The sequence below is a fragment of the Streptomyces sp. NPDC015144 genome (genome assembly GCF_043079735.1).
GTDB lineage: Bacteria > Actinomycetota > Actinomycetes > Streptomycetales > Streptomycetaceae > Streptomyces.
The window spans coordinates 1-23,902 of sequence record NZ_JBIBUU010000015.1 but is presented as its reverse complement, the minus strand read 5'-3'; the positions used below and the strand labels follow the sequence as shown (position 1 = coordinate 23,902).

Sequence of the window (23,902 nt, the reverse complement as noted above, 5' to 3'; positions counted from 1 at the left end):
CGGCAGGAGGCTGCCCACGCACGTTGCTGTCGCCGCCGGGCGCTGCCTTCCCGCCCAGGGCCGCCACCGTACGGGGAAGGGTGGAGTTACCTCCACCCCGAAGACTCCCTCCGGCTGCGATGTGCGCCCATTCCGGGCCCGGTTGAGTGGACGCCATGAATCAAGCAGCCGTCCGACTCCGTTCGGTCACTCGCTCCTACGGCAGGGGCGCCGGTGCCGTGACCGCCCTGGAGAACGTCTCCCTGGACATTCCCCGGGGCACCTTCACCGCCGTCATGGGGCCCTCGGGCTCCGGCAAGTCGACCTTCCTCCAGTGCACCGCGGGCCTGGACCGACCGTCCAGCGGCCGGGTGCTGCTCGGGGAGACCGACCTGAGCGGGCTGAGCGAGAAGAAGCTCACGCTGCTGCGGCGGGACCGCATCGGCTTCGTCTTCCAGGCGTTCAACCTGCTGCCCTCGCTCACCGCCGAGCAGAACGTGGCGCTGCCGCTGCGGCTGGCCGGACGCCGCCCCCGGCGGAGCGATGTCCTGGACGTGCTGCGGAAGGTCGGACTGCGCGAGCGGGCCGGGCACCGGCCCAGTGAGATGTCCGGTGGACAGCAGCAGCGGGTGGCGCTCGCCCGCGCCCTGGTCACCCGGCCGGAGGTGCTCTTCGGCGACGAGCCGACCGGCGCCCTGGACACCACCACCAGCCGTGAAGTGCTCACGCTGCTGCGGCAGATGGTCGACCAGGGGCAGACCGTCATCATGGTGACGCACGACCCGGTGGCAGCCTCCTTCGCGGACCGGGTGCTGTTCCTCACCGACGGACGGGTCCACGACGAGCTGTTCTCCCCGACGGCCGAGCGGGTCGCCGCACACATGACCCGACTGGCGGCCCTCCCGTGCTGACACTCGCTCTGCAGGGAATGCGGACCCGCTGGGTCACGTTCATCGGCTCGTTCATCGCCCTCGCCCTCGGCGTCGGCCTCATCGCCACCACGGGGCTCGCCCTCGCGGCGACCTTCAGCGCTCCGGACCGCGGGCCCGAGCGGTTCGTGAAGGCGCCGGTCGTCGTGAAGACCTCCGGCCTCGTCCGGGCGGACACGCCCATCGGGGAACGTACGCAGACGATCACCGACCCCGCGCCGGTCCCGGCCGCCGTCACCGCGAGGCTCGCGGCGCTCGGCAAGATCGTCGAGGACCGCACCTTCCCCGTGTCGGGCCCCGGGCTCGCCGAGGACACGGTCGGCCACCCGTGGTCGGTCGCCGCGCTCACCCCCTACACACTGACCTCCGGACGCGCACCCTCGGCGCCCGGCGAAGCCGTCGCCACCGGGGACGCGCTGCGGCCCGGCGCCCGGGTGCGGGCCGCCACCGTCCGCGGGACCGAGCAGGTCACCGTCGTCGGGACGGTCGCGTCGGCCGGCTTCGAGAACGCGCTGTTCTTCACCGAGGCCGAGGCCGCGCGGATCTCTCCCGCCGTGGACGCCGTCGCCGTGCACGCCCCGGCCGACCGGGTCGAGGCGGCCGTGGGCGCCGGATTCGACGTGCTGACCGGCGGGGAACGCCGACGCGCCGACCCGGACCCCGACCGGGACGAGGAAGCACTGGTCTCGGTGAACGCGCTCCTCGGCACGGCCGCGGGCGTCACCGGCTTCGTGTCGGTGTTCGTCGTCGCCTCGACGTTCTCCTTCGCGGTCGCCCAGCGGCGCCGGGAGTTCGGGCTGCTGCGCACCGCCGGTGCCACCCCCTCCCAGGTGCGGCGGATGGTGTTCATCGAGGCGCTCGTCGTCGGTGTGCTCGCCTCGGCGGCCGGCTGCGGGCTCGGCGCGGCGGGCGCGCCGCGGCTCGCCTCCTGGATGGCCGACAGCGGCATCGCCCCCTCCTGGTTCCGGATCGGCGAGCAGACGTGGCCGCTGCACACCGCCTTCTGGACGGGCCTGTTCGTCGCCCTGAGCGGGGTGGCCGTCTCCTCGTGGCGGGCCGGCCGGGTCGGCCCGACGGAGGCGCTGCGCGAGTCCGCGGTCGACTCCCGCGCCATGCCGGTGAGCCGCCGGCTGATCGGCATCGCGGTCCTCGCGGCCGGCTTCGGCCTGCTCTCGCTGGCCCTGCTGGACAACCCGGGCGACGTCCTGAAGCGCAAGACCTACGTCACCCAGCCGATGCTGCTGATCGTCGGCTTCGCCCTGTTCGCGCCGGTCCTGGTCAAGCCGCTGACCCGGCTGCTGACCTGGCTGCCGGCCCGCCTTCCCGGCGCGACGGGCATGCTGGCCCGGGAGAACGCCTCCGCCGGGGTCCGCAGAACCGCCGCCGTCGCCGCGCCGGTCCTCATCACGGTGGCCCTCGCCGCCTCTCTGATGGGCACCACCGCCACGATCGGCGGGGCCAAGGCCGACGAGGCGCGGCAGCAGATCACCGCGGACCTGGTCGCCACGGCGGGCGGGGAGGGCCGCGCGCTGCCCGACGAGTTCGTCCGGCGCGCCCGGTCCGTCCCCGGTGTGACCGTCAGCGAGTCCCGGTCCACCGGTGTGACCGTCCTGGAGGAGGGGGTGGCTCTCGTCAAGTCCGAGGCCAGGGCGGTCGATCCGGCGGTGCACGCGGCCGTCTCCCGGCTGCCCGTCGTCGCGGGCCGCCTCGCCGACCTGGACGACGACAGCATCGTCGTCAACGAGGAGTGGCTGACCACGAAGGTGGGCGACAGGGTCTCCGTCTGGCTGGGCGACGGTCGCAAGGCGGATCTGCGCATCGCGGCGGTCCTCTCCACCGGCACCGGCGGCAACGGCGTCTACCTCACCGAGCACAATGCCGACGGCGCCCCGGTGGACCGCGTCGACCTCGCGCTGCCCCGGGACGGCGCCCACAGCGCGGCGGCCGCACTCGGCGCCGCCGCGAAAGCGGCCGGCGTGCGGCTCCTGACGGGGGACCAGTGGGTCGGGGCCCGCTACCCGGGCTCCAGCAGGGACACCTGGCTCGGCCTGTGGATGATCCTCGGGATCGCCCTGGTCTACACGGGCATCGCGCTCGCCAACACCCTGATGATGGCGACCTCGGACCGGGTCCGCGACCTCGCCTCGCTGCGTCTGACCGGCGCCACGAAGGGACAGGTGCTGCGGCTCGTCGGGGCCGAGGCACTGGTGGTGGTCGCGGTCGGCACGGTGCTCGGGGCGGTGATCGCCGGGGTGAACCTGCTGGGCGTGTGGGGCGCCCTCGGCCTGCTCGGCGTGTGGTCCGACGTCGTGGTGCCCTGGGGCACGGTCGCCGCCGTGGTCGGCGCGAGCGCCCTGCTCGCGACCGTGGCCTCCGTGCTGCCCGCGTCGTTCGTGCTGCGCGTCCGGCCGGTCGAACTGGCGGGCATGCGCGAGTGACCGCTCGGTCCCGGGAACTGCTGGGCGGCCGGGGGCGGATCCTCGCCGCCGAGCCCGACCCGGTACGGGCGGCCCGCCCGAGCCCGCGGTTCCGGGGCGCCCGACGCCGCGTTCCTTCCCGGGGAGCCCGCAGGGGAGGAATCGCCGACGCACGGGGCGCCGCCGGTGAGGGCTGTGGAGCACGGGTGAAAACTCTGTGGAGGCGATGTCGGTGGTGCGGCCTATGCTGCACCCCAAGACGGCGGTTCCAGGGGAGGGTTCGGCATGCTCGGCAGGTTGTTCGGCAGGGGTGGGGCGGGGGTCGAGGCCGATCCGTACGCGTTGCCCGTGCCGTTCCACAAGAGGGCGTCGGTGTACGAGCTGCGGGCGCTCGGGGACCGGCGGGTGCTCGCGCTGGTGGAGGCGGCCGGGGCGGGGGACTGGGGAGCGGTGCGGGCGGCGCTGGCCCCCTTCGACCTGGGCCGGGACCACGCGGTGCTGAATGAGCTGGCCGATGTGGCCGGGGTGGAGGAGTGGATCGGTCGCGCCGTCGAGGAGGACGGGGAGCACCGGGCGACGGCTCTGCTGATATCCGGGGCGCGTCAGATCATGTGGGGCTGGGAGGCCCGCACCTCGGCCCGCGCGGCGGACGTCTCGCGGGACCAGTGGCGGGTCTTCCACGAGCGGCTGAACCTCGGCGAGGCCCGGTTGCTGGAGGCCGCCGAGCTGAGGCCGGAGTGGATCACGCCGTGGAGCCAACTGCTCATCTCGGGACGCGGCATGTCGCTGGGGCCCGTCGTGACCCGGGCCCGCCTCGACGCGGCCCTGCGCCGCGACCCGCTCGACCTGGACGCCCACCTCGCGTGGATCTCGCAGCTCCAGCCCCGATGGGGCGGTGAGCCCGGTCAGGCCCTGGCGTTCGCGCGTGAGGCGTTCGCCCGCGCTCCCCACGGAAGCAGGCTCGGCTGTGCGATCGCCATGGCGCACATCGAGGAGGCGGTCGAGGCGGGGCATGCGAGCAGCATCGAAACCCCGGAGATCCGCGCCGAGTTGAGCATGGCGGCCGAACGCAGCATCCTGCACCCCGACCATGTACGGACCCTCGGGTGGCAGTACGACTTCAACACGTTCGCCATGGCCCTGTCGATGGCGGGCGAGTGGCGCACGGCCCGGCGGGTCTACCAGGTGCTCGACGGTGCCTGCACCACCTGGCCGTGGGAGTACTTCGGGAGTCCCCGGAGGCAGTACGCCCGCGGCCTGCGCCGGACCTGACCGCCTCTCCCCTCTCTCCTTTCTCTCCTCCCCCCTCCTCCTCTCCCGGACTGCCGATGACTCTGCACGACACCCCGGCGACCCCGCCCGGCGCCGATCGCACCTTCCAGGTGGATCTGCGCGGCCTCGTCGACCTCCTCTCCCACCACCTCTACTCCAGCCCCCGCGTCTACCTGCGTGAACTCCTGCAGAACGCGGTGGACGCACTGACCGCCCGGCAGGGCCTCGCCCCGGACGCGCCCGCCGGGGCCTTCGGGATCCGGCTGTACGCCGACGGCTCGGTGGTGCGCGTCGAGGACGACGGGGTCGGCCTCAGCGAGGCCGATGTGCACACCTTCCTCGCCACGATCGGCCGCAGCAGCAAGCGCGCCGACCGGATCGCCGAGCAACGCGCGGACTTCATCGGTCAGTTCGGGATCGGGCTGCTCTCCTGCTTCCTCGTCGCCGACGAGATCCACGTCCTGAGCCGCTCCGCCCGCACTCCGGATGCGCCCGCCGTGGAGTGGCGGGGGCGCGGTGACGGCAGCTACACCGTCCGTACGCTGCCCGCCTCCGCCCGGACCCGGCCCGGCACGACCGTCACGCTGACCCCGAGGGCCGACACCGGCGAGTGGACGGGCCCGGAGCGGGTGCACGCGCTGGCCCGGCAGTTCGGCTCCCTGCTGCGCCACCCGGTGACCTTCGAGGACGGCTCCGGCACCCCCGCCGTACCGGTCAACCCCGAGCCCGCGCCCTGGGAGCGCACGTATCCCACGCCCGGGGCGCGGTCCCGGGCGCTGGCCGGGTACGGGGAGGAGGTCTTCGGGTTCACCCCGCTGGACACCATCGAGCTGGACCTGCCGGCCGTGGGGCTGAAGGGCATCGCCTGCGTGCTGCCCGAGGCGGTCCCGGCCGGGCGCCGCCACGGCCACCGGGTGCACGTCAAGGGCATGCTGCTGTCCGAGCAGGCCGAGGAGATCCTGCCCGAGTGGGCGTTCTTCGTCCGCTGCGTCGTCGACGCGGAGAGCCTGCGCCCGACGGCCTCCCGCGAGTCCCTGTACGAGGACGACACGCTCGCCGCCGTCCGCGACGCCCTCGCCGAGCGGCTGCGGGCGTGGATCGCCCGGGTCGCCGCCAGCGAGCCGGAGCTGCTCGAACGGTTCCTGCACGCCCACCACCTGGCCGTGAAGTCGCTCGCCGTGCACGACGACGAGATCCTGCGGATGCTGCTGCCCTGGCTTCCGTTCGAGACCACCGACGGGCACACCACGCTCGACGAGTTCGCGCGCACCCACCGCACGGTGCTGGTGACGTCGAGCGTGGAGGAGTTCCGGCAGGTCGCGGCGATCGCCTCGGCCGCCGGGCTCGGCGTGGTCAACGGCGGCTACACGTACGACCGCGAGCTGATCCACCGGCTGCCCGAGATCAGGCCCGAGGTGGTGGTCGCCGACCTCGATCCGGAGACCCTCACCGCCCATCTCGACCCGGTCGACCGGGAGACGGAGCTGGCCGCCACGGCCTACCTCGCCCTGGCCCGGGACGCGCTCGCCGTCTTCGACTGCGACGTCGCCCTGCGCACCTTCCACCCGGCGTCCGCCCCCGCCCTCCTCGTCGACAGCCGCGAGGCCCGGCACGAGCGGACCCGCTCCCGGCTCGCCCGGGAGCAGGAGGGCGGGGTGTGGGGCGACATCCTCGGTGCCCTGCGCCGGGAGGCCCCTCGGGCCCAGCTGATCCTCAACCAGCTCAATCCGCTGGTCCGCGCCGCCGTCGCCATCGAGGAGCCCGAACTGGCCCGCACCAGCGCCGAAGCCCTCTACGGACAGGCCGCGATGCTGTCCCGGCGCCCGCTCCGGCCCGCCGAGTCCAGCCTCATCAACCGCTCCTTCCTCGACCTTCTCGCCCACGCCCTCCGCAAGGACAGCCGATGACGCCGAACACCCCCCGGAACACCGACGAGCTCTACCGGGCGCTGGCCGCGAACGACGAGCGCCCCTACGGCCGCACCCGTACGCTCACCGCCGAGGAACTCGTCGACGTGGCCGAGCGGTTCGAGGAGCCGGCCCCGCTCGTCGACGCGCTCTTCGAGCTCCAGGAGGCGTACACCTACGGCTCCGAGCCCCGGAAGTCGCCCGTCGTCTTCGCCCGGCTGCTCAACCTGTTCGACGAGCAGCCCGACGTCTTCGATGAGCGCCGCCGCCACACGCTGTTCTGGCGGTTCAAGTGGGTGGCCAACGCCCTGCTGGTGCTGCCCGAGGTGCCGCTGACCGGTGTGCGGCAGTGGCTGACGGAGATGCGCGACCGGTACGAGAAGGCCGGGCTGGACCTCCAGCCCTACTACGGCCAGGCGTACCAGCTGGCCGCGCACACCGGTGAGGGCGCCGACCTCGCCTACGAGCTGTGGGCGAGCCGCACCCGCAGCCGGCTCAGCGACTGCGAGGCGTGCGAGATCTGCGAGCAGGCCCGCTACCACCTCGCGGCGGGCGACGACGGGCGGGCCCTGGAGGTCTGGGAGCCCGTCCTGAAGGGGAAGGCGTCCTGCCAGGAGGAGCCGGCCCGCTCCGTCTCGTACGCGCTGCTGCCGCTGGTGCGCTCCGGGCACACCGACCGCGCCCGCGAGCTGCACCTCTCCGGCTACCGCATCTGCCGCCGCAACCCCTCGATGGCCGGGGAGGTCGGGCGGCACCTGGAGTTCTGCGCGCTGACCGGCAACGAGAGCCGTGGCCTGGAGCTGCTCGCCGAGAACCGGAACCTGTTCGCCGAGGTCGACTCGCCGCTGGACCTGCTCCAGTTCCTGACCGGGGTGGAGGTGCTGCTCCGGCGCGTCGAGGCGCTCGGCCACGGCGGTCTGCCCGCCGCCGGGTACGCGGGCCGGTCCTGGACGGTGGCCGAACTCCGCGCCGAGGTGGGGGAGCGGGCCGACGAGCTCGCCGCCCGCTTCGACGCCCGTAACGGAACCCCGGCCCACACCGACCGGCGCCGGGCTCGCCTCGACCGGGCCCCGCTCGTCGACGCGCTGGAGCTCACCCTGCGCACCCGCGGCCTCGACGAGGTGGCCCCGGCCGCCGCGCCGGCCGCCCCGGCCCCCGCCGCGCTCCCCGATACCCCGGCGGAACTCGTCCTGCGGGCCCGGGAGTTGGACCAGCAGGGGCATCCGGAGGCGCGGGAGTACTGGGCGCGGCTCCGGGCCCTCGTCGCCGCCGGTGACTACACCCACCCCGACGACCCGGCCGTGGGCCCGCTCGCCCGGCTGCGCGCGGACCTGCTGGGCGACGAGGCGGACCGGGCGAACGAGCGGGACGCGTTCGCCGAGGCCACCGCCCTGTACGAGGAGGCGGCCGGGCTGTACGAGGACGCCGGGGAGCCGGGCGCCGCCACCGAGGCCCGTGCCAGTGCGCTGCTCACCGCCGCGGAGAACGCCGCGAGCGGGACCGGTGGGGCTGAAGGGGCCGAAGGAGACGGTGAGGACGGCGAGGACGGCGGGCCCGGGGCGAAGGCCGCCGCGCTGACCGCCGCCCACGCGTCGATGGTCCGGCTCCACGAGGAGGCGTCCGGGCTCGCCCCGTACCAGGAGGCGCGGCTGCTGCGGCTGCGGGCCACCGCGCTCGGCATGCGCCTGCAGGCGTCGGGGAGCGGGGAGCACGTGGAGCCGGTCCTCGCCGAGACCGAGCTGCTGCACGCGTTCGCCACCCGGCACGACCTCCCCACCCAGATATCCGGCGCCCTGATGCTGCGGGCAACCACCCACGCCCTCGCCGGTGACCTGCCCGCCGCGGTCGCGGTGCTCGACGGCCACGTCGGCCGGCTGCGGGAGCACGGCCCCGCCTGGCACCTGCCCCGCACGCTCGCCCTGCGGGGCCGGATGCGGCTGGGCCTCGGGGACGTGGAGGAGGCGCGGGAGAGCCTGGCCGAGGCGCTGCGGCTGACCGCCGACTGGCCGGGCGACCAGTCCGGGACCGCCCGGATCCACGCGGATCTGGCCGAGGTGGTCCTGCGCCTGGGCCGCCCCGACGAGGCGCTGCGCCATCTGACCCGCTCGGCGGAGCTGGAGATGCGCGAGGGCCGCCGGTTCGACGCGTACTGCACGTACAGCGGTGCGGCCGGGCTCTGCCTCGACCTGGGTCGTTTCGAGGACTGCATCGCCCTGCTCGACTCGCTGCTGGCCGAGCCGGACATCGCGGCCGGGGAGGTGGACGACCGGCTCGTCGCCCAGCTCCGGCTGACCCGGGCCCGCGCGCTGTACGCGGGGGAGGACCTCAAGGCCGCCACGGAGGAGTTCCTCGCCCTCGCGGCCGAGTCGGCCGGCTGGGACGACGACCCGGGCAGTCATGTGATGATCGCGGCGGAGACGGCCGTGGCCCTCGCCGAGTCCGGGGAGGCCGACCGGGCCCGCGAGGCCGTCGATCAGGCGCTCGCCGCCCATGCCCTGGCCCCGCGCTACGAGCGGATCAGCGGCTGTCTGCGCGAGCTCGCCCGGCTGCGGGTCCAGCAGCAGGGCGAGGACGGGCTGCCCGGCGCCCTCGACCTCCTGGCCGACGCGGGCCGGGTCGCCGACGAGGCCCGCGCCGCCGGGTTCGAGGCCCAGGACCGTCCCCTCGACACCGCCCTGGCCTACGAGTACGGCCGGGTCCACGCCCACGCCGGTGCGTACGAGGAGTCCCTGGCCGCGCTGGAGCGGGCCGCCGCGCTGGCCGGCGAACCGGCGGCGGAGGGGGACGAGGTGGAGGAGTGGGCCGAGTGCGTCCGGCTCGCGGCCGCGGTGGAGGGCATCTACCTGGAGCGGACGGACGCGGCCCTCGCCCGCCTCGGCGCGGCCGTGACCCGGCTGACCGCGCTGGGGCGGGCCGAGGACGCCGAGCCGCTGACCTCCCTGGCGGCCCGCCTGCGCGACGAGGAGTAGGCCGCGGGCCGACGGTCCGCCCCGGCCGACGGTCTGCCCCCGGCCGCGCCGTCGGCCCCTCGCGCCGTCGCCCGTTAGCCCGTCAGCCCGTCAGGTCCCGGACCAGGGCCGTCGCCGGTCCGACGAGGGCGCGTTCGTGCGGGCTCATCGTCGGATTGGCGGTGCGGTGGCGGGCCGCCTCGGCGAGGTCGGGGTCGGGGAGGGGGCCGGCGGCGGCGAGGCGGGGGGCCAGGGCGCGCAGCAGGGTGTGCGCCGGGTCGGCCAGGGGGGACGCGGTGTCCACCGCGATCTGGGCCAGGATCAGCGCGGACATCGCGCGGTCCAGGGCCGGGGCGCCCTCCGCCGCGTTGCTCCAGTCGATCACCACCGGCCCCCGGTCCGTCAGCATCACATTGCCGGGGTGCAGGTCCAGGTGGAGGATCCGGTCCCCGGGGTCCGGGGAGAGCCGGGCCGGGACGGTGTGGAGTTCGGCGAGGAGCCCGGCCAGCAGGGCGCCCGCCTCGTCCGCCGACACCTCCCCGGCCAGCAGCGCGTCCAGCATTGTCGGGCCGGTCAGCCGCTCCAGCACCAGGTCGCCCGGGTGCGTCTTCGCGTCGCGCGGGCCCAGCCGGGGGACCGGGCAGCCGTGCGCGGCGAGGTAGGCCATGACGATCCATTCGGGCGTGGCGTCCATGCCGTCCCGGTAGCGGCGCAGGACCCACTCCTCGTCGAGCGCGTACACATCGGCCGAACGTCCGGCGCCGAGCAGCTCACCTATTCGCATGAGGCGAACCTACGGGCACCGGCGGCGGATTGGGACGCCCGGGGCCGCCCGGAAGGGTCTTCCCGGCGGCCCCATAACGTGAAGTGAGGGGGAGAACGGGATCTCCTGGCAATGACGTGTACGCGGCTACGTTGTCGGCAATTCCCCCGAAGTCAAGGAGAGTTCCGTGGAGAGCTCCACACTCCGCAGACGTGCCCTGGCCGCGTGTACCGCCACCGTGGCCGTCGGGGCGCTCGCGCTGGCCGGCCTGTCCGGCAGCGCGTCCGCCGATCCGGCGCCCCAGCTCCGCACCCCCACCGCCGCGGGGACCGGGCAGCTCTCGCCCGGTCTGCTGGAGGCCATGCAGCGCGATCTCGGCCTGAACGAGGCCCAGGCGCGCGGCCGGATCGGTCACGAGACCCGGGCGGCGGCGATCGCCTCCGCGCTGAAGCACACGCTCGGCGCGGACTTCGCCGGCGCCCGGGTCAGTGGTGACGACGCGGCCCTGACCGTGTCCACCACCGACGCCGCCCACGCCGAGGAGATCCGCCTCGCCGGGGCCCGGCCCGTCGTCGTCGCGCACAGTCAGGCCGAACTCGACGCCGCCAAGGGCGCGTTGGATCGGGTCGCGCTGCGCGGTGCCCCCTCCGGCGTACCGGTCTGGTACGTCGACGTGGCGAGCAACCGGGTCGTCGTCGAGGCCGCCGGCGCCAAGGCCGCCAAGGCGTTCCTGGCCGAGGCCGGGGTGTCGGAGAAGCTGGTGACGGTCCGCCGGTCCACGGAGCGGCCGCGCACGTTCGCCGATCTCCGGGGCGGCGACGCGTACTACATGAACGGCCTGGGCCGGTGCTCCATCGGCTTCCCCGTGAAGCGCGGCACCCAGGGCGGTTTCGTCAGCGCCGGCCACTGCGGCACGCCGGGCGTCACCACCAACGGCTCCAACCAGCAGGCGCAGGGCTCCTTCCAGGGCTCCACCTTCCCGGGCCGCGACTACTCCTGGGTCGCCACCAACACCAACTGGACGCCGCGCCCCCTGGTGAACGGCTACGGCAACGGCGACATCACCGTCACCGGTTCGACCGAGGCCGTGGAGGGCTCGTCGGTCTGCCGCTCCGGCTCGACGACCGGCTGGCACTGTGGCACCGTGCAGCAGCGCAACACCAGCGTCACGTACCAGGAGGGCACCGTCTCCGGGGTCACCCGCACCAATGTGTGCGCCGAACCCGGTGACTCCGGCGGCTCGTTCATCTCCGGCAGCCAGGCGCAGGGCGTCACCTCCGGCGGCTCCGGCAACTGCTCCCAGGGCGGTACGACGTACTTCCAGCCGGTGAACCCGGCGCTCCAGGCGTACGGGCTGACCCTGGTGACCAACGGCACCGGGCCCGACCCGAGCAACCCGCCGACCAACCCGGGCGGCACCTGGAAGGAAGGCACGACGTACGCGGCGGGCGACGTCGTGACGTACGGCTCCGACAGCTACCGCTGCCTCCAGGCGCACCTGGCGCAGCCCGGCTGGACGCCGCCGAACGTGCCGGCCCTCTGGGCCCGCGTCTGAGGAACCGCTCCGCAGTGAGCGCCGGCGGCCCCGTCCGCACCGGGGCCGCCCCGGTTACCGCGCCCGCCCGGCTACCGCTCCGGCCTCCCGGCCGGGCGGCGCGCACCCCGCACCGCTCCGTGTCATGAACGTGCCCTTCCCCCACCCCGAGGAATCAGCCATGACCCCAGAACCGACCGAGGGCCAGAACCCCGGCGACGGCAAGATCAGCCGCAAGACCCTGCTCAAGGCCGCGCTCGTCGCCGGTACCGTCCCGCTGCTCGCGGGCGGTGGCGTCGCGCTGGCCCGGGACGCGGGCTCCGGCGGCAAGCCGCTGGCCCCGACGCCGAACTGCGACGACGGCGACGGACCGACCCACGACCAGATCGAGGGCCCCTACTTCAAGCCTAACTCCCCGCTCCGCACCAGCCTGATCACCGACAGCACGCCCGGTGTCCGGCTGACCGTGAGCGGCTACGTCTTCGGCCGGGCGTGCCGGCCGATCTCCGGCGTGCTCCTGGACTTCTGGCAGGCCGACACCAACGGCGCCTACGACATGAGCGGATTCGCCTTCCGCGGGCACCAGTTCACCGACCAGTCGGGTGCGTACAGCCTGACCACGATCGTGCCGGGGCTCTACCCGGGGCGCACCCGCCACATCCATGTGAAGGTGCAGGCGCCCGGCTCGTCGATCCTGACGACCCAGCTCTACTTCCCCGGCGAGCCGCGCAACAACACCGACATGCTCTACGACCCGGCGCTGCTGATGAACGTCCGGGACGTGGGCTCGGGCCGGCAGGGGACGTTCGACTTCGTCCTGAACATCGCCCAGAACCCGACCGACCCGCCGACCGACCCCACCGACCCGCCGACCGACCCGCCCGGCTCCACCTGGAAGTCCGGCACGGCCTACAAGGCGGGGGACCGGGTCACGTACAACGGGGTCGCGTACCGCTGCACCCAGGCCCATACGTCCATGGCCGGGTGGGAACCGCCGAACGTCCCTGCGTTGTGGGCACGCGGGTAGACACGCGGCACGGCGGGCGACCCCGCCCCGCAGGTCCGGGCCGGGGTTCCGCCGGCCCGGACCTTCCGCTGTCCGGTACCCGTCCGAGGGGGGGTGGGTGCCGGGCAGCGGAGTAACCTGGATCCGTACGGCTCCCCGTGGGCCGCACCGCTCGGCCTGCGCGTCCGAAGGGGGCCGGAATCGTATGGACACCCTGGTCACCGTCGCGGTCGTCCTCGTGATGATCGCGGTCGCGGCGTACGTCATCCATCGGCTGAACGCACGCCACCGCCACCACCATCTGCGCCCGGCGCACTACGACCACGGGCTCGCCGGGTTCGGCGACGCCCCGGGGCCGGGGGACAGTTCCTCGACGGAGGCTACTTCGCGTCGGAGTAGCGCTCCACCACCGCCGTAGTGAACGGGAAGCGGACGGGGGTCTCACCGAAGACGGTCCGCCCGGCCAGCTCCCCGGCCGCCCGGATCGCCTCCACCACGGCCGTCGCCTCCTCCTCGGGACAGTGCACGATCACCTCGTCGTGCTGGAAGAAGACCAGCTCGGCGCGGAGCCCGGCGGTACGGACCGAGCGGCGCAGGGCGGCCAGGAGCAGCAGCGCCCAGTCGGCCGCGCTGCCCTGGACCACGAAGTTGCGGGTGAAGCGGCCCCGCGCGCGGGCGTTCGACGAGGCGTAGCCGGGGGTGGGGCCCGGGCCGGAGCCGTCGTCGGAGCCGTCCGGCCCGGCGCCCTCCTGCGGGATGCCGGCCTCCTCGTACTCCCCGCTCCCGGCGGCCGGGGGGCTCGTCCGGCCCAGCCACGTGCGCACCAGGCGGCCCTCCTCCCCGGCCTTCGCGGCGTCGTCGACATAGGCCACGGCCTGCGGGAACCTCCGGCGCAGGGCGGCCAGGTTCTTCAGGCCGTCGCCCGAGGTCTGGCCGTAGACGGCGCCCAGCAGGGCGATCTTGGCGTGGTCCCGGTCGCCCTGGAACGCCCGGTCGGAGAGGGCGGTGTACAGGTCGCCCTCGTGGCCCGCCACCTCCATCAGGCCGCGGTCGCGGGAGATCGCGGCGAGGACCCGGGGCTCCATCTGGTCGGCGTCCGCGACGACCAGGCGCCAGCCGGGGTCGGCGACGACCGCGCGCCGGATCACCTTGGGGATCTGGAGCGCCCCGCCGCCGTTGGTCGTCCACCGGCCGCTGACCGAGCCGCCCGGCTGGTACTCGGGGCGGAAGCGGCCGTCGCGCACCCAGTCCTGGAGCCAGGACCAGCCGTGCGCCGTCCAGATCCGGTACAGCTTCTTGTACGCGACGAGCGGGGCCACCGCCGGGTGGTCCAGGCCCTCCAGCTCCCAGCGGCGGGTGGACCGGACCGTGATCCCGGCCTGCGCGAAGGCCCGCACCACGTCGGCCGGGAGGTCGGGGCGGACCCGTCTGCCGAAGGCGGCGGACACCTCGTCGGCCAGCTCGGCCAGCCTCCGGGGCTCGCCGCCGCCCGCGTACCGCTCGCCGAGCAGCTCGTGGAGGACCTCGCGGTGGACGTCGGCCCGCCAGGGCAGGCCGGAGCGGTGCATCTCGGCGGCGACCAGCATGGCGGCCGACTCGGCGGCGGTCAGCAGCCGCATCCTGCCGGGGTGCTCGGTGGCGTCGTGGCGGCGGAGCTGGTCGGCGTAGACCTCCAGCAGGGCGTCGAAGGGGAGCGGGGCGGCGGGCCGGGGCTCGAAGAGCGAGGACTGCGCGCCGGGCTCCGCCGAGCGGGGCGGCGGGTCGGCCGGCACCGGGGCGCCGTGCAGCCGGGCGTGGGCGGCCGCGGCGGAACGGGGCTCGCCGAGGCGGCCCTCATGGGCCAGGAGCAGGGACTCGGCCACCTCGATGTCGTAGCAGCGGTCCACCGGGACACCGGCGGCGAGCAGCCGGGGGTACACCTCGGCGGTGGAGCGCCAGACCCAGCGGGTGACCTCGGGGCGGGCGCGGACCGCCGCCACCGCGTCGGGCTCGGCGACGACCGGCCCCACGGGCAGGCCGTCCGGGGCCAGCGGTGCGAGGAGCGCACCGCCGGTCTCCGTCATGGCCAGGGCCCACCGTTCGGTCATGCCTTCGAGTCTGGCAGCCGGGACTGACAACGCCCGGTGGCCGCGCCCCGTACCCGGTACGGAACGCGGCCGTCCGAGGGCCTCGGGACCTCAGAGCCCCGATTCGGACGCGGAGGTCCAGGTGCCCAGGGAGATCTCGGCGGTGATGCCCGGCCCGAACCCGGCCATCAGCCCGCGATGGCCGTCGAGCGCCGATGCCTCGTCGAACATCCGGCCGAGGGCGTCGATCACCACGGCGCTGGCGATGTTGCCGTACTCGGTGAGCGTGGCGCGGCTGAAGCGGAACGCCTCGGGCGGCACGTCCAGGAAGTGGCTCAGGTCGTCCAGGATGCGCGGGCCGCCCGCGTGGATGATGTAGAAGTCCATCTTCCCGGCGTTCCACTGGTGCTCCTCGGCGACCGCCTCCAGGGCCGGAGCAAGCGGTTCCATCGTGCCGGGCACCCGCTTGTCGAGCTGGAAGTGGAAGCCGGTGGAGCGGACCGCGTAGGAGATCCAGTCCTCGGTGTCCGGGATGATGAACGAACCGTTCCGCTCCAGCCGTACGCCCGTGCCGCCGTTGCCGCGCAGCACGACGGCGGCTATACCGTCGCCGAACAGCCCGTTGGAGAGCAGGGAGCCGACACCGAGGTCGGTGGGCTGGTAGCAGAGCGAGCAGAACTCGCAGGCCACGATGAGCACATTGGCGTCGGGGTACGCCGTGCAGTAGTCGTGGGCCCGGTTGACGGCGGCGCCGCCGGCGGCGCAGCCGAGCTGGGCGATGGGCAGTTGGCGGGTCTGCGGGCGGAAGCCCATCTCGCCGATGAGCCAGGCGGTCGGCGGCGGCATCATGAAGCCGGTGCAGGAGACGTACACGATCAAGTCGATCTGGTCCGGCTCCAGTTCGGCCTGGTCGAGCGCCTGGCGGACGACCGCGGGCACCCGGGCCTTGGTGTGTTCCTCGTACGTGATGCTGCGGGCGTCGAAGCCGGGGTGCTGGAGCACCTTCTCGATCGGCTGGATCAGGTGCCGCTTCTGTACCCCGGTGTGCTCGATCAGGCGCAGGACCAGTTCGAGCTGCGGGTGGTCGCCGTGCAGCCGTCGGGCCAGCTCAAGGGTTTCCTCGTTGGTGATGACGTGCTCGGGAACCGCGATGGCCGGCTTGCAGAGAACCGCCATGGAACTCCTCCTAGCGGATGTGGTCCACACGGCCGGGCCCGTACGGGGGTCAGGGGCGTCGGCGGGCCGGAGACGGGGAAGCTCCGCCGCACGCAGGCACCACGGTGTGCTGCGTGGAGGTGGCGGGCTGATGGATTCCGGCGCCGGGCAGGTGCTCCTGAGCGTGGGCGCGGACGGGCCGACCGTTGAAGACTTTGTCCCGGGGGCCTCTCCGTCCGGAGGAAGAGACCCGGCCGTTCGTGGGCGGAATTCGGATCCGCCACGGCTTGGGTGGCCGTCGGGATCACGCTACGGCAGGCGGGTGGGCGCCGCACGTCGAGCGATCGTCGACGATCGTTCACCCGCTCGGAACGCGGCTCGCGCGGCCCGTGGGGCGCGGGCGGGGGCACGGCGCGGCTGCGCCCGCCCCGGTTGCCGGTGGCCCGGGGCGGGCGCATCATCGAGGGCGGCCGGTCGGCGGCCCGTCGCTCACCAGGTGACGGGCAGTTCGAGCGGGTAGCGCCAGATCGACGTCTTGTTCCAGCGGATCTCCTCGGCCGGGGCGGCCAGCTTCAGGGCGGGGAAGCGCTTCAGCAGCGTCCCGATGGCGACTTCGAGCTCGGTGGCCGCGAGCGGGGCACCGAGGCAGTGGTGCCCGCCCCAGCCGAACGTCATGTTCGACGGCCCCTGCCGCTCCAGGTCGAGCACGTCGGGGTCGTCGAACTTCCGGGGGTCGCGGTTGGCGGTCAGATAGGAGACGTGGACGATGTCCCCCTCCTTGATCCGCACCCCGCTCAGCTCCACGTCCTCCAGGGCGACCCGGGGGATGCCGACGCCCTTGCGGAACGGGATGAAGCGCAGCAGCTCGTCCATGGCCTGGGGGAGCATGTCGGGGCGCTCGCGCAGCATGGCCAGCTCGTCGGGCCTGGTCAGCAGCGTGTAGGCGATGTTCCCGATCTCGTACGTGGTGGTGTCCTGGCCGGTGATGAGCAGCACCATGGCCATCACCGTCAGCTCCTGGTCGTCCAGGATCTCGTCGCCGTCGCGGGCGGTGGCGAGGGCGCTGATCAGGTCGTCGCCCGGGTTGGCGCGCCGTTCGGCGGTCAGCTCGGCGAAGTAGGCGCGCAGGTCGGCCTTGGCCTGGACGGCGTGGGGCTTGTTCTCGACGGTGGTGTCCATCATGGTCCGCGCGTAGGCGCGCAGCTGGGCCTGCTCGGCCTCCGGGATGTCGAGGACCTCGCAGATGGTGGTCAGCGGCAGCGGGGCGGCGAGGTGCGCGAACAGGTCGGCGGGGGCGCCCTGCTCCTCCATGCGGTCCAGCAGTCCGTCCACCACGTGCTGGGTGCGCACCCGCATGCGCTCCATGTGGCGGGGGGCGAACCCCTTGGAGATGAGGCTGCGGAGCCGGCTGCTGGCCGGCGGGTCCATGACGTTGATCGCCTCGTCCTGGACGATCGGCTCGGGGGTCATGCGCGGGAAGTCCCGGCCGATGATGGCGTGGCGGCTGAACCGCCGGTCGGTGGTCACCGTGCGTACGTCGTCGTAGCCGGTGACGAGCCACGCCTCGCCCTCGCCGTGCGGGAGGCGGATGCGGGAGACGGGTTCCTCGTTCATCAGGTGCCTGAGCACCGGGTCGAATTCGAGGGCCTCGGCGTAGTCGAACGGGCAGAGCCGGGCGCCGGTGGCTGGTTCCATGCGGAGCTCCAGAGGGTCTGGCGGGTGGTTCGGGTGCGTGGGGTGGGAGGGCCGGGGACGGGGACATGGGTGCCCGGTCCTCGGCCGGGCCACGCGCCGGGCCGGTCCGATTGGTCCATATGCAGAACGGAATCGGTGCCGCCGGTCGCTGGACCGGCGCAACACGGCCCGGCCCGGGGCCGGATCGGAGCCTGTCGGGCGGCCTTCGGCCGGGCCGGTCGGAGACCGCCCGACAGGTCTCAGCCGCCCGGCACGACGTTCGTGGCGTCCACGGCGGCCCGCAGCGTGCGGGCGAGCCGTACCCCGTCGTCCACCGCCCAGAAGTGGGTGAAGAACAGCCGGGGGCTCTCCGAGAGGTGGTGGTTGTGCAGCTCGACCAGCTTGATCCCGCCGCGCCGCAGGGCCTTCAGCACCTGTGGGACCTCCTCGGCGAGCATCGCGCAGTCGCCGCTGAGCGCGGCCCGGCCGCCGCCGACCGGCTGGAAGTTGAACGCGCTGGTCGAGCCCAGTCCCGGCGGCAGGACGAGCGGGCCGTCGGCGATGGTCTCGCGGCGCCAGAAGAGGACCTTGAAGAGCCCGTCCTCGACGCTGCCCCGGGCGCCCAGCGCCGCCTCCATCCCGGCGATGTCCAGGTCGACCGGGGTGCGCCGGTCGGGCGGTTCGGGCGGTGGGGTGCCGGTGCGGTCGAGGCCGGCGCGCAGCCCGCGGGCCAGGGCCACCGGATCGTGGCCGTGGCCGTGCACATGGACCCACCAGAGGTCGGGGATCTGGGCGAGCAGGTGCTTGTGGAGGGCGGTCTGCTCGATGCCGTGCGCCTGCCAGGCGTCGATCACCCCCTGGAGTTCGCGCTCGGTGACCACCATGTCGCCCATGAGCATCGTGGTGCCGTCGGCGTAGCGGATGAAGGCGACATGGGTGCCGAGGGCGAGGCCGGGGGTGACGACGACCCCGTCGGAGACCACCAGGAGGTCACGCCGGGGAAAGCCCGTGTGGTACGTCGTCTCGCGCAGCATGTTGCCGGGGCGGCCGAGCGCCTCCGCCACCCCGGCCCAGTCGGCGGGCTCGGTGGGCACCGGCCGGACGAGCGGTCCGTGCGCCGTCCCGTCCGCGCGGGCCGTCCCCGTGGTGCCCGCCGCGGCCAGTACCGGGGTGAGGGCGGCGGCGGTCAGTAATCCCCGCCGCGTCGGGGCCGCCGCGGCCGCCCGTACCCGGGGTTCCTGGGGTCGTCTCCCGGTCATCGCACCATCGCCTCCGCCTGTTCGATCGGATCCATGGCGCGATGAAAGCATGCGAAATCGTGATGAAAACATAGAAAGCGGATACACCGTCAGCGGGTGCGGCCGGACGGGTGAGGCCGAATATCGTACGGAAGTTCGATATCCACAGGGTGTGGACGGTCGGGCCCGGCCCCGGCCCGCCGTGCCGCCCTGCCTACCCTGGCTCCATGGAATCGGTGACCGACCAGGCGTGCGCGGCGGCCCTCTACGCGGACGGCGACGCCGGGCTCGACGCCGGGGCCTCCCTCCTCGCCGCCGACCCGGCGTCCGACGCGGAGCTGTTCCGGCGCGGCGAGGAGTTCGTCCGCCGCGCCTGGGAGCGCGGCTGGCAGCCCGCCGACGTCGTCCGTACGGTCCGCCGCGAGCTGGACGAGACCGCCGCCGGGATCGCCGCCGGGCTGATCGGCGCGGAGACCGCGCGCTACGAGGTCCTGCCGCCGCGCTGGCGGGCCCAGCTCGACGCGCTGCCCGAGGCCCCGCCCCGCAACCGCCCGGACCGGTTCTCCTACGCCTTCGCCGTGCTCGGGCTCTACCGGCTGCTGCTCGGGCTCCCCGCCATCGAGCCGGTCGGCCCCCCGCCCGGCGCCGCCGGGGATGTGCTCCGGCGTGCGCCCGCGCCCGACGAACCCCGGATGCTGACCCGTATCCGCGCCCTGCTCGCCAAGGCGGAGGCGACCGGTTTCCCGGAGGAGGCCGAGGCGCTCACCACCAAGGCGCAGGAGCTGATGGCCCGCCACTCCATCGACGAGGCGCTGCTCGCGGCCCGCACCCATGGCGCGGACGCGCCCGGCGCCTGCCGGATCGGGGTGGACGCGCCGTACGAGACGGCGAAGGCGATCCTGCTCGACGCGGTCGCCACCGCGAACCGCTGCCGCTCGGTGTGGAACAGCGACCTCGGCTTCTCCACGGTGGTCGGCTTCGATCCCGACCTGGACGCGGTGGAGCTGCTGTACACCTCCCTGCTGGTCCAGGGCACCGTCGCGATGACGCGGGCGGAGGCGGGCCAGCGGGCCGGCGGACGCAAGCGGACCAAGACGTTCCGGCAGTCGTTCCTGATGGCGTACGCCCAGCGGCTGGGCAGCCGCCTCGCCGCCGACACCGCCCGGGTCACCGCCGAGGCCGAGGCCGAGGGCGGGTCCGGGGGCGCTGCGGAGGAGGGCGCCGCCCCCGCCCTGCTCCCGGTCCTCGCCGCCCGCGACGTCGCGGTCACGGCCACCGCCGAGCGGATGTTCCCGAGGACGACCACCACCCGGGTCCGGGGCGCCACCGACCTCGACGGCTGGACCCACGGCACGGAGGCGGCGGACCGGGCACGGGTGGCCGGCCGCGACCCGCAACTGCGCGGCGGGCGCGGAAAGCACTGAGGGGGCGCGAAGGGCGCTCGTACCCCGTACGCGACGGTGCCCGCGCGCCGTACGCGACGGTGCCCGCGCCCCGCACCCTTCGCGCCCCGCCCCTCCCGCGCTCCGAAACCGTGCAATTCGGGCCAATAGGTCGTCAATCCGGCTAGGCTCAAGGCATGAGCTGGCTCCGGGCGCTGAAGGAGACCGCCCGCTCGGGGCTCTCGATCGAGCGACGGCGGCTCGAACCGCTCATCGCGATCCGCGGCGCGACCGGGCTCGCCCTGGTCATCGGGGTCGCCCTGGCGTTCTTCGGGCCGGTGGTCGCCGCGAGCTCCGCCTTCGGGGCGTTCCAGGCGGCCATCGCGACCTTCCAGCGCAGCTGGCGCCCCCGCCCGGTCCTCGCCCTGGTCTCCGGGGCGAGCCTCGCCGTGTCGACCTTCCTCGGCTATCTCACCGGCTCGCGGGAGGTGCTCTTCCTCGCCCTGCTGGTGCTCTGGACGTTCCTCGCCGGCCTGTCCTGGGCGGCCGGGCCGACCGGGGGCATCATCGCCGCGTCCAACGTCGCGATCATGCTGGTCACCGTCACCCTGCCCACCTCCGTCGCCAACTCCGCCGTGCACGCCGGGATGATCCTCTTCGGCGGGGTGGTGCAGGCGGTGCTCATCGTCCTGTTCCCGGTCCGCAGATGGGGCCCCCAGCGCGACGCGCTTGCCGACGCGCTGGCCGCCGAGGCCGACTACGCCCGTCGGCTGCGCCACGACCCGCTCGCCCCCTTCGACCCCGTCCCCCTGATGACGGCCCGCAGCGCCGCCGCCGTCACCCCGCGCCAGGCCCGCCGCCGGCCGCCCGAACTGCGCGGCCCGCGCGGGGTCGCCGAGCGGATCCGGCCGGTGCTCGCCTCGCTCGCCGACCCGTCCCTGGGCGTACCGTCCGAGGGCCCGGAGCGGGAGCGGGTCCGCGAGCTGCTGGCCGCCGCCGGATCGCTGCTGGACTCGGCGGCCCGCGCGATCCGGCACGGCGATCCGGTCGAGCTGGACCCGTCCGCCGTGGCCGCCCTGCGCACCCCCGACACCGGCACCCTGCTCACCGGCCCGCCGCTGCGCGCCGCCGACCGCCTGGCCGTGCTGCTCTCCGACGTCATCGAGACCGCCGAGGGCGAGGGCACCAAGGAGCAGGACGGCCGGGCGGCGGAGGCCGCCGAGGAGCTGAAGGCCCGCGCCGACCACCGCCCCGCCGTCCCGCACCGCCACCGCAACCGCCCCCACCGCCCCGGCCTGCTGCGGCTGATCCCGGTCGTGGCGAAGGCGATGCGCGCCGAGGTGCGGCCCGGCTCCCCGATCCTGCGGCACGCGATCAGGCTCTCCGTCGTCGCCGCCGTCGGCTACCTCATCGGCACCACGCTGCCCTTCGGCCACGGCTACTGGGCACCGATGGCCGCCGTCATGGCGATGCGGCCGGAGTTCACCCAGACGTACGGACGGGCGATGGCCCGCTTCGGCGGCACGATCGTCGGGGTCTCGCTGGCCACCGCGATCGTCCAGACCGCCCACCCCGGAGTGACCACGGCCGCGGTCCTCGCGGTGGTCTGCGCCCTGCTGATGTACCTGCTGATGCGCACGGGATACGTGGTCGGCCAGGCCTGCGTCTCTGCCTATGTCGTCTTCCTGCTCGGCATGGCGGGCGACGACTGGTCCCAGACCGTCCCCGAACGCGTCGTGCTCACCCTGGTGGGCGGCCTGCTGGCGATGGTCTCGTACGCCCTCTACCCGGCCTGGGAGACGCCCCGGCTCCACGGCAGGCTCGGCGACTGGCTGAAGGCGGACGGACGGTACGTCGCCGCGGTCGTCGAGCAGTACGCCGACCCGGCCGAACGCGGCCACGACGACGTGCGCGCCGCGCTGCTCGACACCCGCGAGGCCCGGGTCGCCTGGCAGGAGGCGCTGGAGGCCGCCCGGCACGAACCGGTCCGCAACCGCGGCCTCTCCCGGGCCGCCGCCGACGACACCGAGCACGCGCTCGCCCAGTTCGGCCGGGCCGCGATGCTGCTGGAGGCCCATCTGCCGAGCGGCGGCGCCACCCCCGTACCGGGCGCGGGGCGGCTGGCCGACGCGCTGCGCCGGGCCACCGAGCGGGGCGCGAAGGCGGTACGCGAGCGCCGGGTGCCGGACTGGTCCGAGGTGGATGAGGCGCTGGCGGAGTGGGACGCCCGGGTCCGGGCGGCCGAGGGCACCGACCGGGCGGAGGCGGACCCCTTCGTGCGGGAAGGGGTCCACCTCCTCCTCGACTCCCTGGAGGAGTTCTCCCGGGGCCTGGACGGCCGCCCGGACACCGGGCGGCAGCGCGACGGGCGTTCCGACGCCGCGAAGTGACGTGCGGTCAGGACGTCGGCAGGTCCGACAGGTCGGGCAGCCCGGACGGAAGCGCGCCGGCCGCGGTCTTGGCCAGCGTGTCGCGGACCCCGCTGGACCAGGACACCACGAGGGTCTTCCCGTCGAGGGACTCGACGGTCCCCGAGGTGCGGTCGTCGCCGCCGTCGACGCACTTGAGCGTGAACGTCACCGTGCCGGAGCCCGCCACGGTGCCCGTGCAGGCCCGCTGTTCGGTGACGAGCGCGACCTTGCCCGAGGCGACCGACAGGACGACCGCCTTGCCGCCGGTCCTCCCGGCCCAGCCGCCCTCCAGCGCCGCGGCGTCGGTCCCGCTGTCCCCGGTCCCGCCGTCACCCTCCGTGTCGGGGGCCGGGTCGGCCTGCCCGGTGGCCGCCCCGCTCGGCGCGCTGTCGCTCTTCCCGCCGTCGCCGCCGCTGCCGCAGCCGCTCAGTACCAACGAGGCGAGAAGACCGGCGGCGACCACGGCGCCGGTACGTACGATTCTGTGCATCTGTAATTCCCCCTTGCCGACAAAAGACCGGGCCAAGTTATCAGCGGGATACAAGGGGGTGGAGAGGTTCATCGGGGGTAGACGGAGCCGGAGCGGCTTCCTGTGCGTCTGTCATGGGGGAGTAAAGGCTGTAATCGCGGGAACACCCCCCGTGCACGTGCATCCGCGCATGCATCTGCTCATGCAGCGGTAATTGAACACAGCTATGATCCGGGACAGTTGACACTTGCACCTTGCAACTCGGGAGCGTCCTGTGCACCACGTTCACAACGGCATGGCGGCCACGGAGCTTCGCGGAGTCGTCTGGCAGAAGAGCCGACACAGCAACTCCCAAGGTTCCTGCGTGGAGTTCGCGAAACTACCCGACGGAGATGTGGCGATGCGGAATTCGCGCCACCCCGACGGACCGGCCCTGGTCTATACACCGGCCGAGATAGAGGCGTTGCTCCTCGGCGTGAAGGACGGGGAGTTCGACCACCTCGTGGCGGGCGGCTGATCGCATTCCGTAACGGCGCGGGATGATTCCCGCGACTTCCGCGCGGCTGTCGTACACATCACACGGTGGAATGCGGAGGGGCCGGGCGGGGCGTCGCCACGACACCCCACCCGGCCCCTCCGGCCGGTTCTCTCAGCCCCCTAGGACCTGTCTTCAAACTGCCGCCTGCCGTGCGGTGTCCGGCACGCACGCTCGCCGCGTTGTCGGGGTCACCCCGATACATCCAGTATCGGAG

General features: G+C 74.2%; 17 protein-coding genes. 11 read left to right on the top strand and 6 right to left on the bottom strand.

Features of this window, described 5'->3' with window-relative positions:
- Positions 1–155: 155 nt before the first annotated feature.
- The 5 genes from ACF08W_RS24175 (at position 156) to ACF08W_RS24155 (ending at position 9,473) form a co-directional block, all read left to right on the top strand.
- A complete protein-coding gene (locus ACF08W_RS24175) occupies positions 156–890 on the top strand; it encodes an ABC transporter ATP-binding protein (protein ID WP_392280499.1) in 735 nt (244 codons plus the stop codon).
- Entirely contained in the window at positions 884–3,346 is a 2,463-nt protein-coding gene (locus ACF08W_RS24170; protein WP_392280498.1) for an FtsX-like permease family protein, read from the top strand. The genes ACF08W_RS24175 and ACF08W_RS24170 overlap by 7 nt, the downstream gene beginning before the upstream one ends.
- Positions 3,347–3,610: 264 nt before the next feature.
- The gene (locus tag ACF08W_RS24165; RefSeq protein ID WP_385203705.1) at positions 3,611–4,597 is read left to right on the top strand and encodes a hypothetical protein; all 987 of its coding nucleotides are present in this window, start codon (positions 3,611–3,613) and stop codon (positions 4,595–4,597) included.
- 56 nt (positions 4,598–4,653) lie between these two features.
- Positions 4,654–6,504: an HSP90 family protein gene (locus ACF08W_RS24160; protein WP_392280497.1), complete on the top strand. Its 1,851-nt coding sequence runs from the start codon at positions 4,654–4,656 to the stop codon at positions 6,502–6,504.
- The gene (locus ACF08W_RS24155; protein ID WP_392280496.1) at positions 6,501–9,473 is read left to right on the top strand and encodes a tetratricopeptide repeat protein; all 2,973 of its coding nucleotides are present in this window, start codon (positions 6,501–6,503) and stop codon (positions 9,471–9,473) included. Before ACF08W_RS24160 ends, ACF08W_RS24155 begins: the two co-directional genes overlap by 4 nt.
- A gap of 82 nt (positions 9,474–9,555) precedes the next feature.
- Here ACF08W_RS24155 and ACF08W_RS24150 read toward each other — a convergent pair whose 3' ends face one another.
- Positions 9,556–10,236, bottom strand: a complete 681-nt coding sequence (locus tag ACF08W_RS24150; protein WP_392280495.1) for a phosphotransferase — start codon at positions 10,234–10,236, stop codon at positions 9,556–9,558.
- A gap of 166 nt (positions 10,237–10,402) precedes the next feature.
- Here ACF08W_RS24150 and ACF08W_RS24145 point away from each other — a divergent pair, with 166 nt between their 5' ends.
- From ACF08W_RS24145 to ACF08W_RS24135, 3 genes are all read left to right on the top strand, one after another.
- The gene (locus ACF08W_RS24145) at positions 10,403–11,770 is read left to right on the top strand and encodes an alpha-lytic protease prodomain-containing protein (protein ID WP_392280494.1); all 1,368 of its coding nucleotides are present in this window, start codon (positions 10,403–10,405) and stop codon (positions 11,768–11,770) included.
- 160 nt (positions 11,771–11,930) lie between these two features.
- Entirely contained in the window at positions 11,931–12,776 is an 846-nt protein-coding gene (locus ACF08W_RS24140; protein ID WP_385203718.1) for a carbohydrate-binding protein, read from the top strand.
- Between the two features lie 184 nt (positions 12,777–12,960).
- Positions 12,961–13,173, top strand: a complete 213-nt coding sequence (locus ACF08W_RS24135) for a hypothetical protein (protein WP_385203721.1) — start codon at positions 12,961–12,963, stop codon at positions 13,171–13,173.
- Here ACF08W_RS24135 and ACF08W_RS24130 read toward each other — a convergent pair.
- The 4 genes from ACF08W_RS24130 to ACF08W_RS24115 form a co-directional block, all read right to left on the bottom strand.
- Positions 13,136–14,842, bottom strand: a complete 1,707-nt coding sequence (locus ACF08W_RS24130) for a bifunctional 3'-5' exonuclease/DNA polymerase (protein ID WP_392280493.1) — start codon at positions 14,840–14,842, stop codon at positions 13,136–13,138. The genes ACF08W_RS24135 and ACF08W_RS24130 overlap by 38 nt on opposite strands.
- A 90-nt stretch (positions 14,843–14,932) precedes the next feature.
- A complete protein-coding gene (locus ACF08W_RS24125; RefSeq protein WP_352275578.1) occupies positions 14,933–15,997 on the bottom strand; it encodes a type III polyketide synthase in 1,065 nt (354 codons plus the stop codon).
- A 468-nt stretch (positions 15,998–16,465) separates the two neighbouring features.
- Positions 16,466–17,671 carry a cytochrome P450 gene (locus ACF08W_RS24120; protein WP_385203728.1) on the bottom strand — a complete coding sequence of 402 codons (1,206 nt, stop codon included), beginning with the start codon at positions 17,669–17,671 and terminating at the stop codon, positions 16,466–16,468.
- 239 nt (positions 17,672–17,910) lie between these two features.
- On the bottom strand, positions 17,911–18,909 hold the full coding sequence (locus ACF08W_RS24115; protein ID WP_392280492.1) for a DUF1259 domain-containing protein: 999 nt from the start codon (positions 18,907–18,909) through the stop codon (positions 17,911–17,913).
- Between the two features lie 206 nt (positions 18,910–19,115).
- Between ACF08W_RS24115 and ACF08W_RS24110 the strand changes: the two genes are divergently transcribed.
- The gene (locus ACF08W_RS24110; RefSeq protein ID WP_392280491.1) at positions 19,116–20,312 is read left to right on the top strand and encodes a DUF2786 domain-containing protein; all 1,197 of its coding nucleotides are present in this window, start codon (positions 19,116–19,118) and stop codon (positions 20,310–20,312) included.
- Between the two features lie 155 nt (positions 20,313–20,467).
- Positions 20,468–22,660 carry an FUSC family protein gene (locus tag ACF08W_RS24105; RefSeq protein WP_392280490.1) on the top strand — a complete coding sequence of 731 codons (2,193 nt, stop codon included), beginning with the start codon at positions 20,468–20,470 and terminating at the stop codon, positions 22,658–22,660.
- A 7-nt stretch (positions 22,661–22,667) separates the two neighbouring features.
- Here ACF08W_RS24105 and ACF08W_RS24100 read toward each other — a convergent pair whose 3' ends face one another.
- A complete protein-coding gene (locus ACF08W_RS24100; RefSeq protein WP_392280489.1) occupies positions 22,668–23,171 on the bottom strand; it encodes a hypothetical protein in 504 nt (167 codons plus the stop codon).
- Between the two features lie 253 nt (positions 23,172–23,424).
- On the opposite strand from ACF08W_RS24100, the gene ACF08W_RS24095 reads away from it, so the two are divergent.
- Positions 23,425–23,667: a DUF397 domain-containing protein gene (locus tag ACF08W_RS24095; protein WP_352275568.1), complete on the top strand. Its 243-nt coding sequence runs from the start codon at positions 23,425–23,427 to the stop codon at positions 23,665–23,667.
- Positions 23,668–23,902 lie beyond the last annotated feature (235 nt).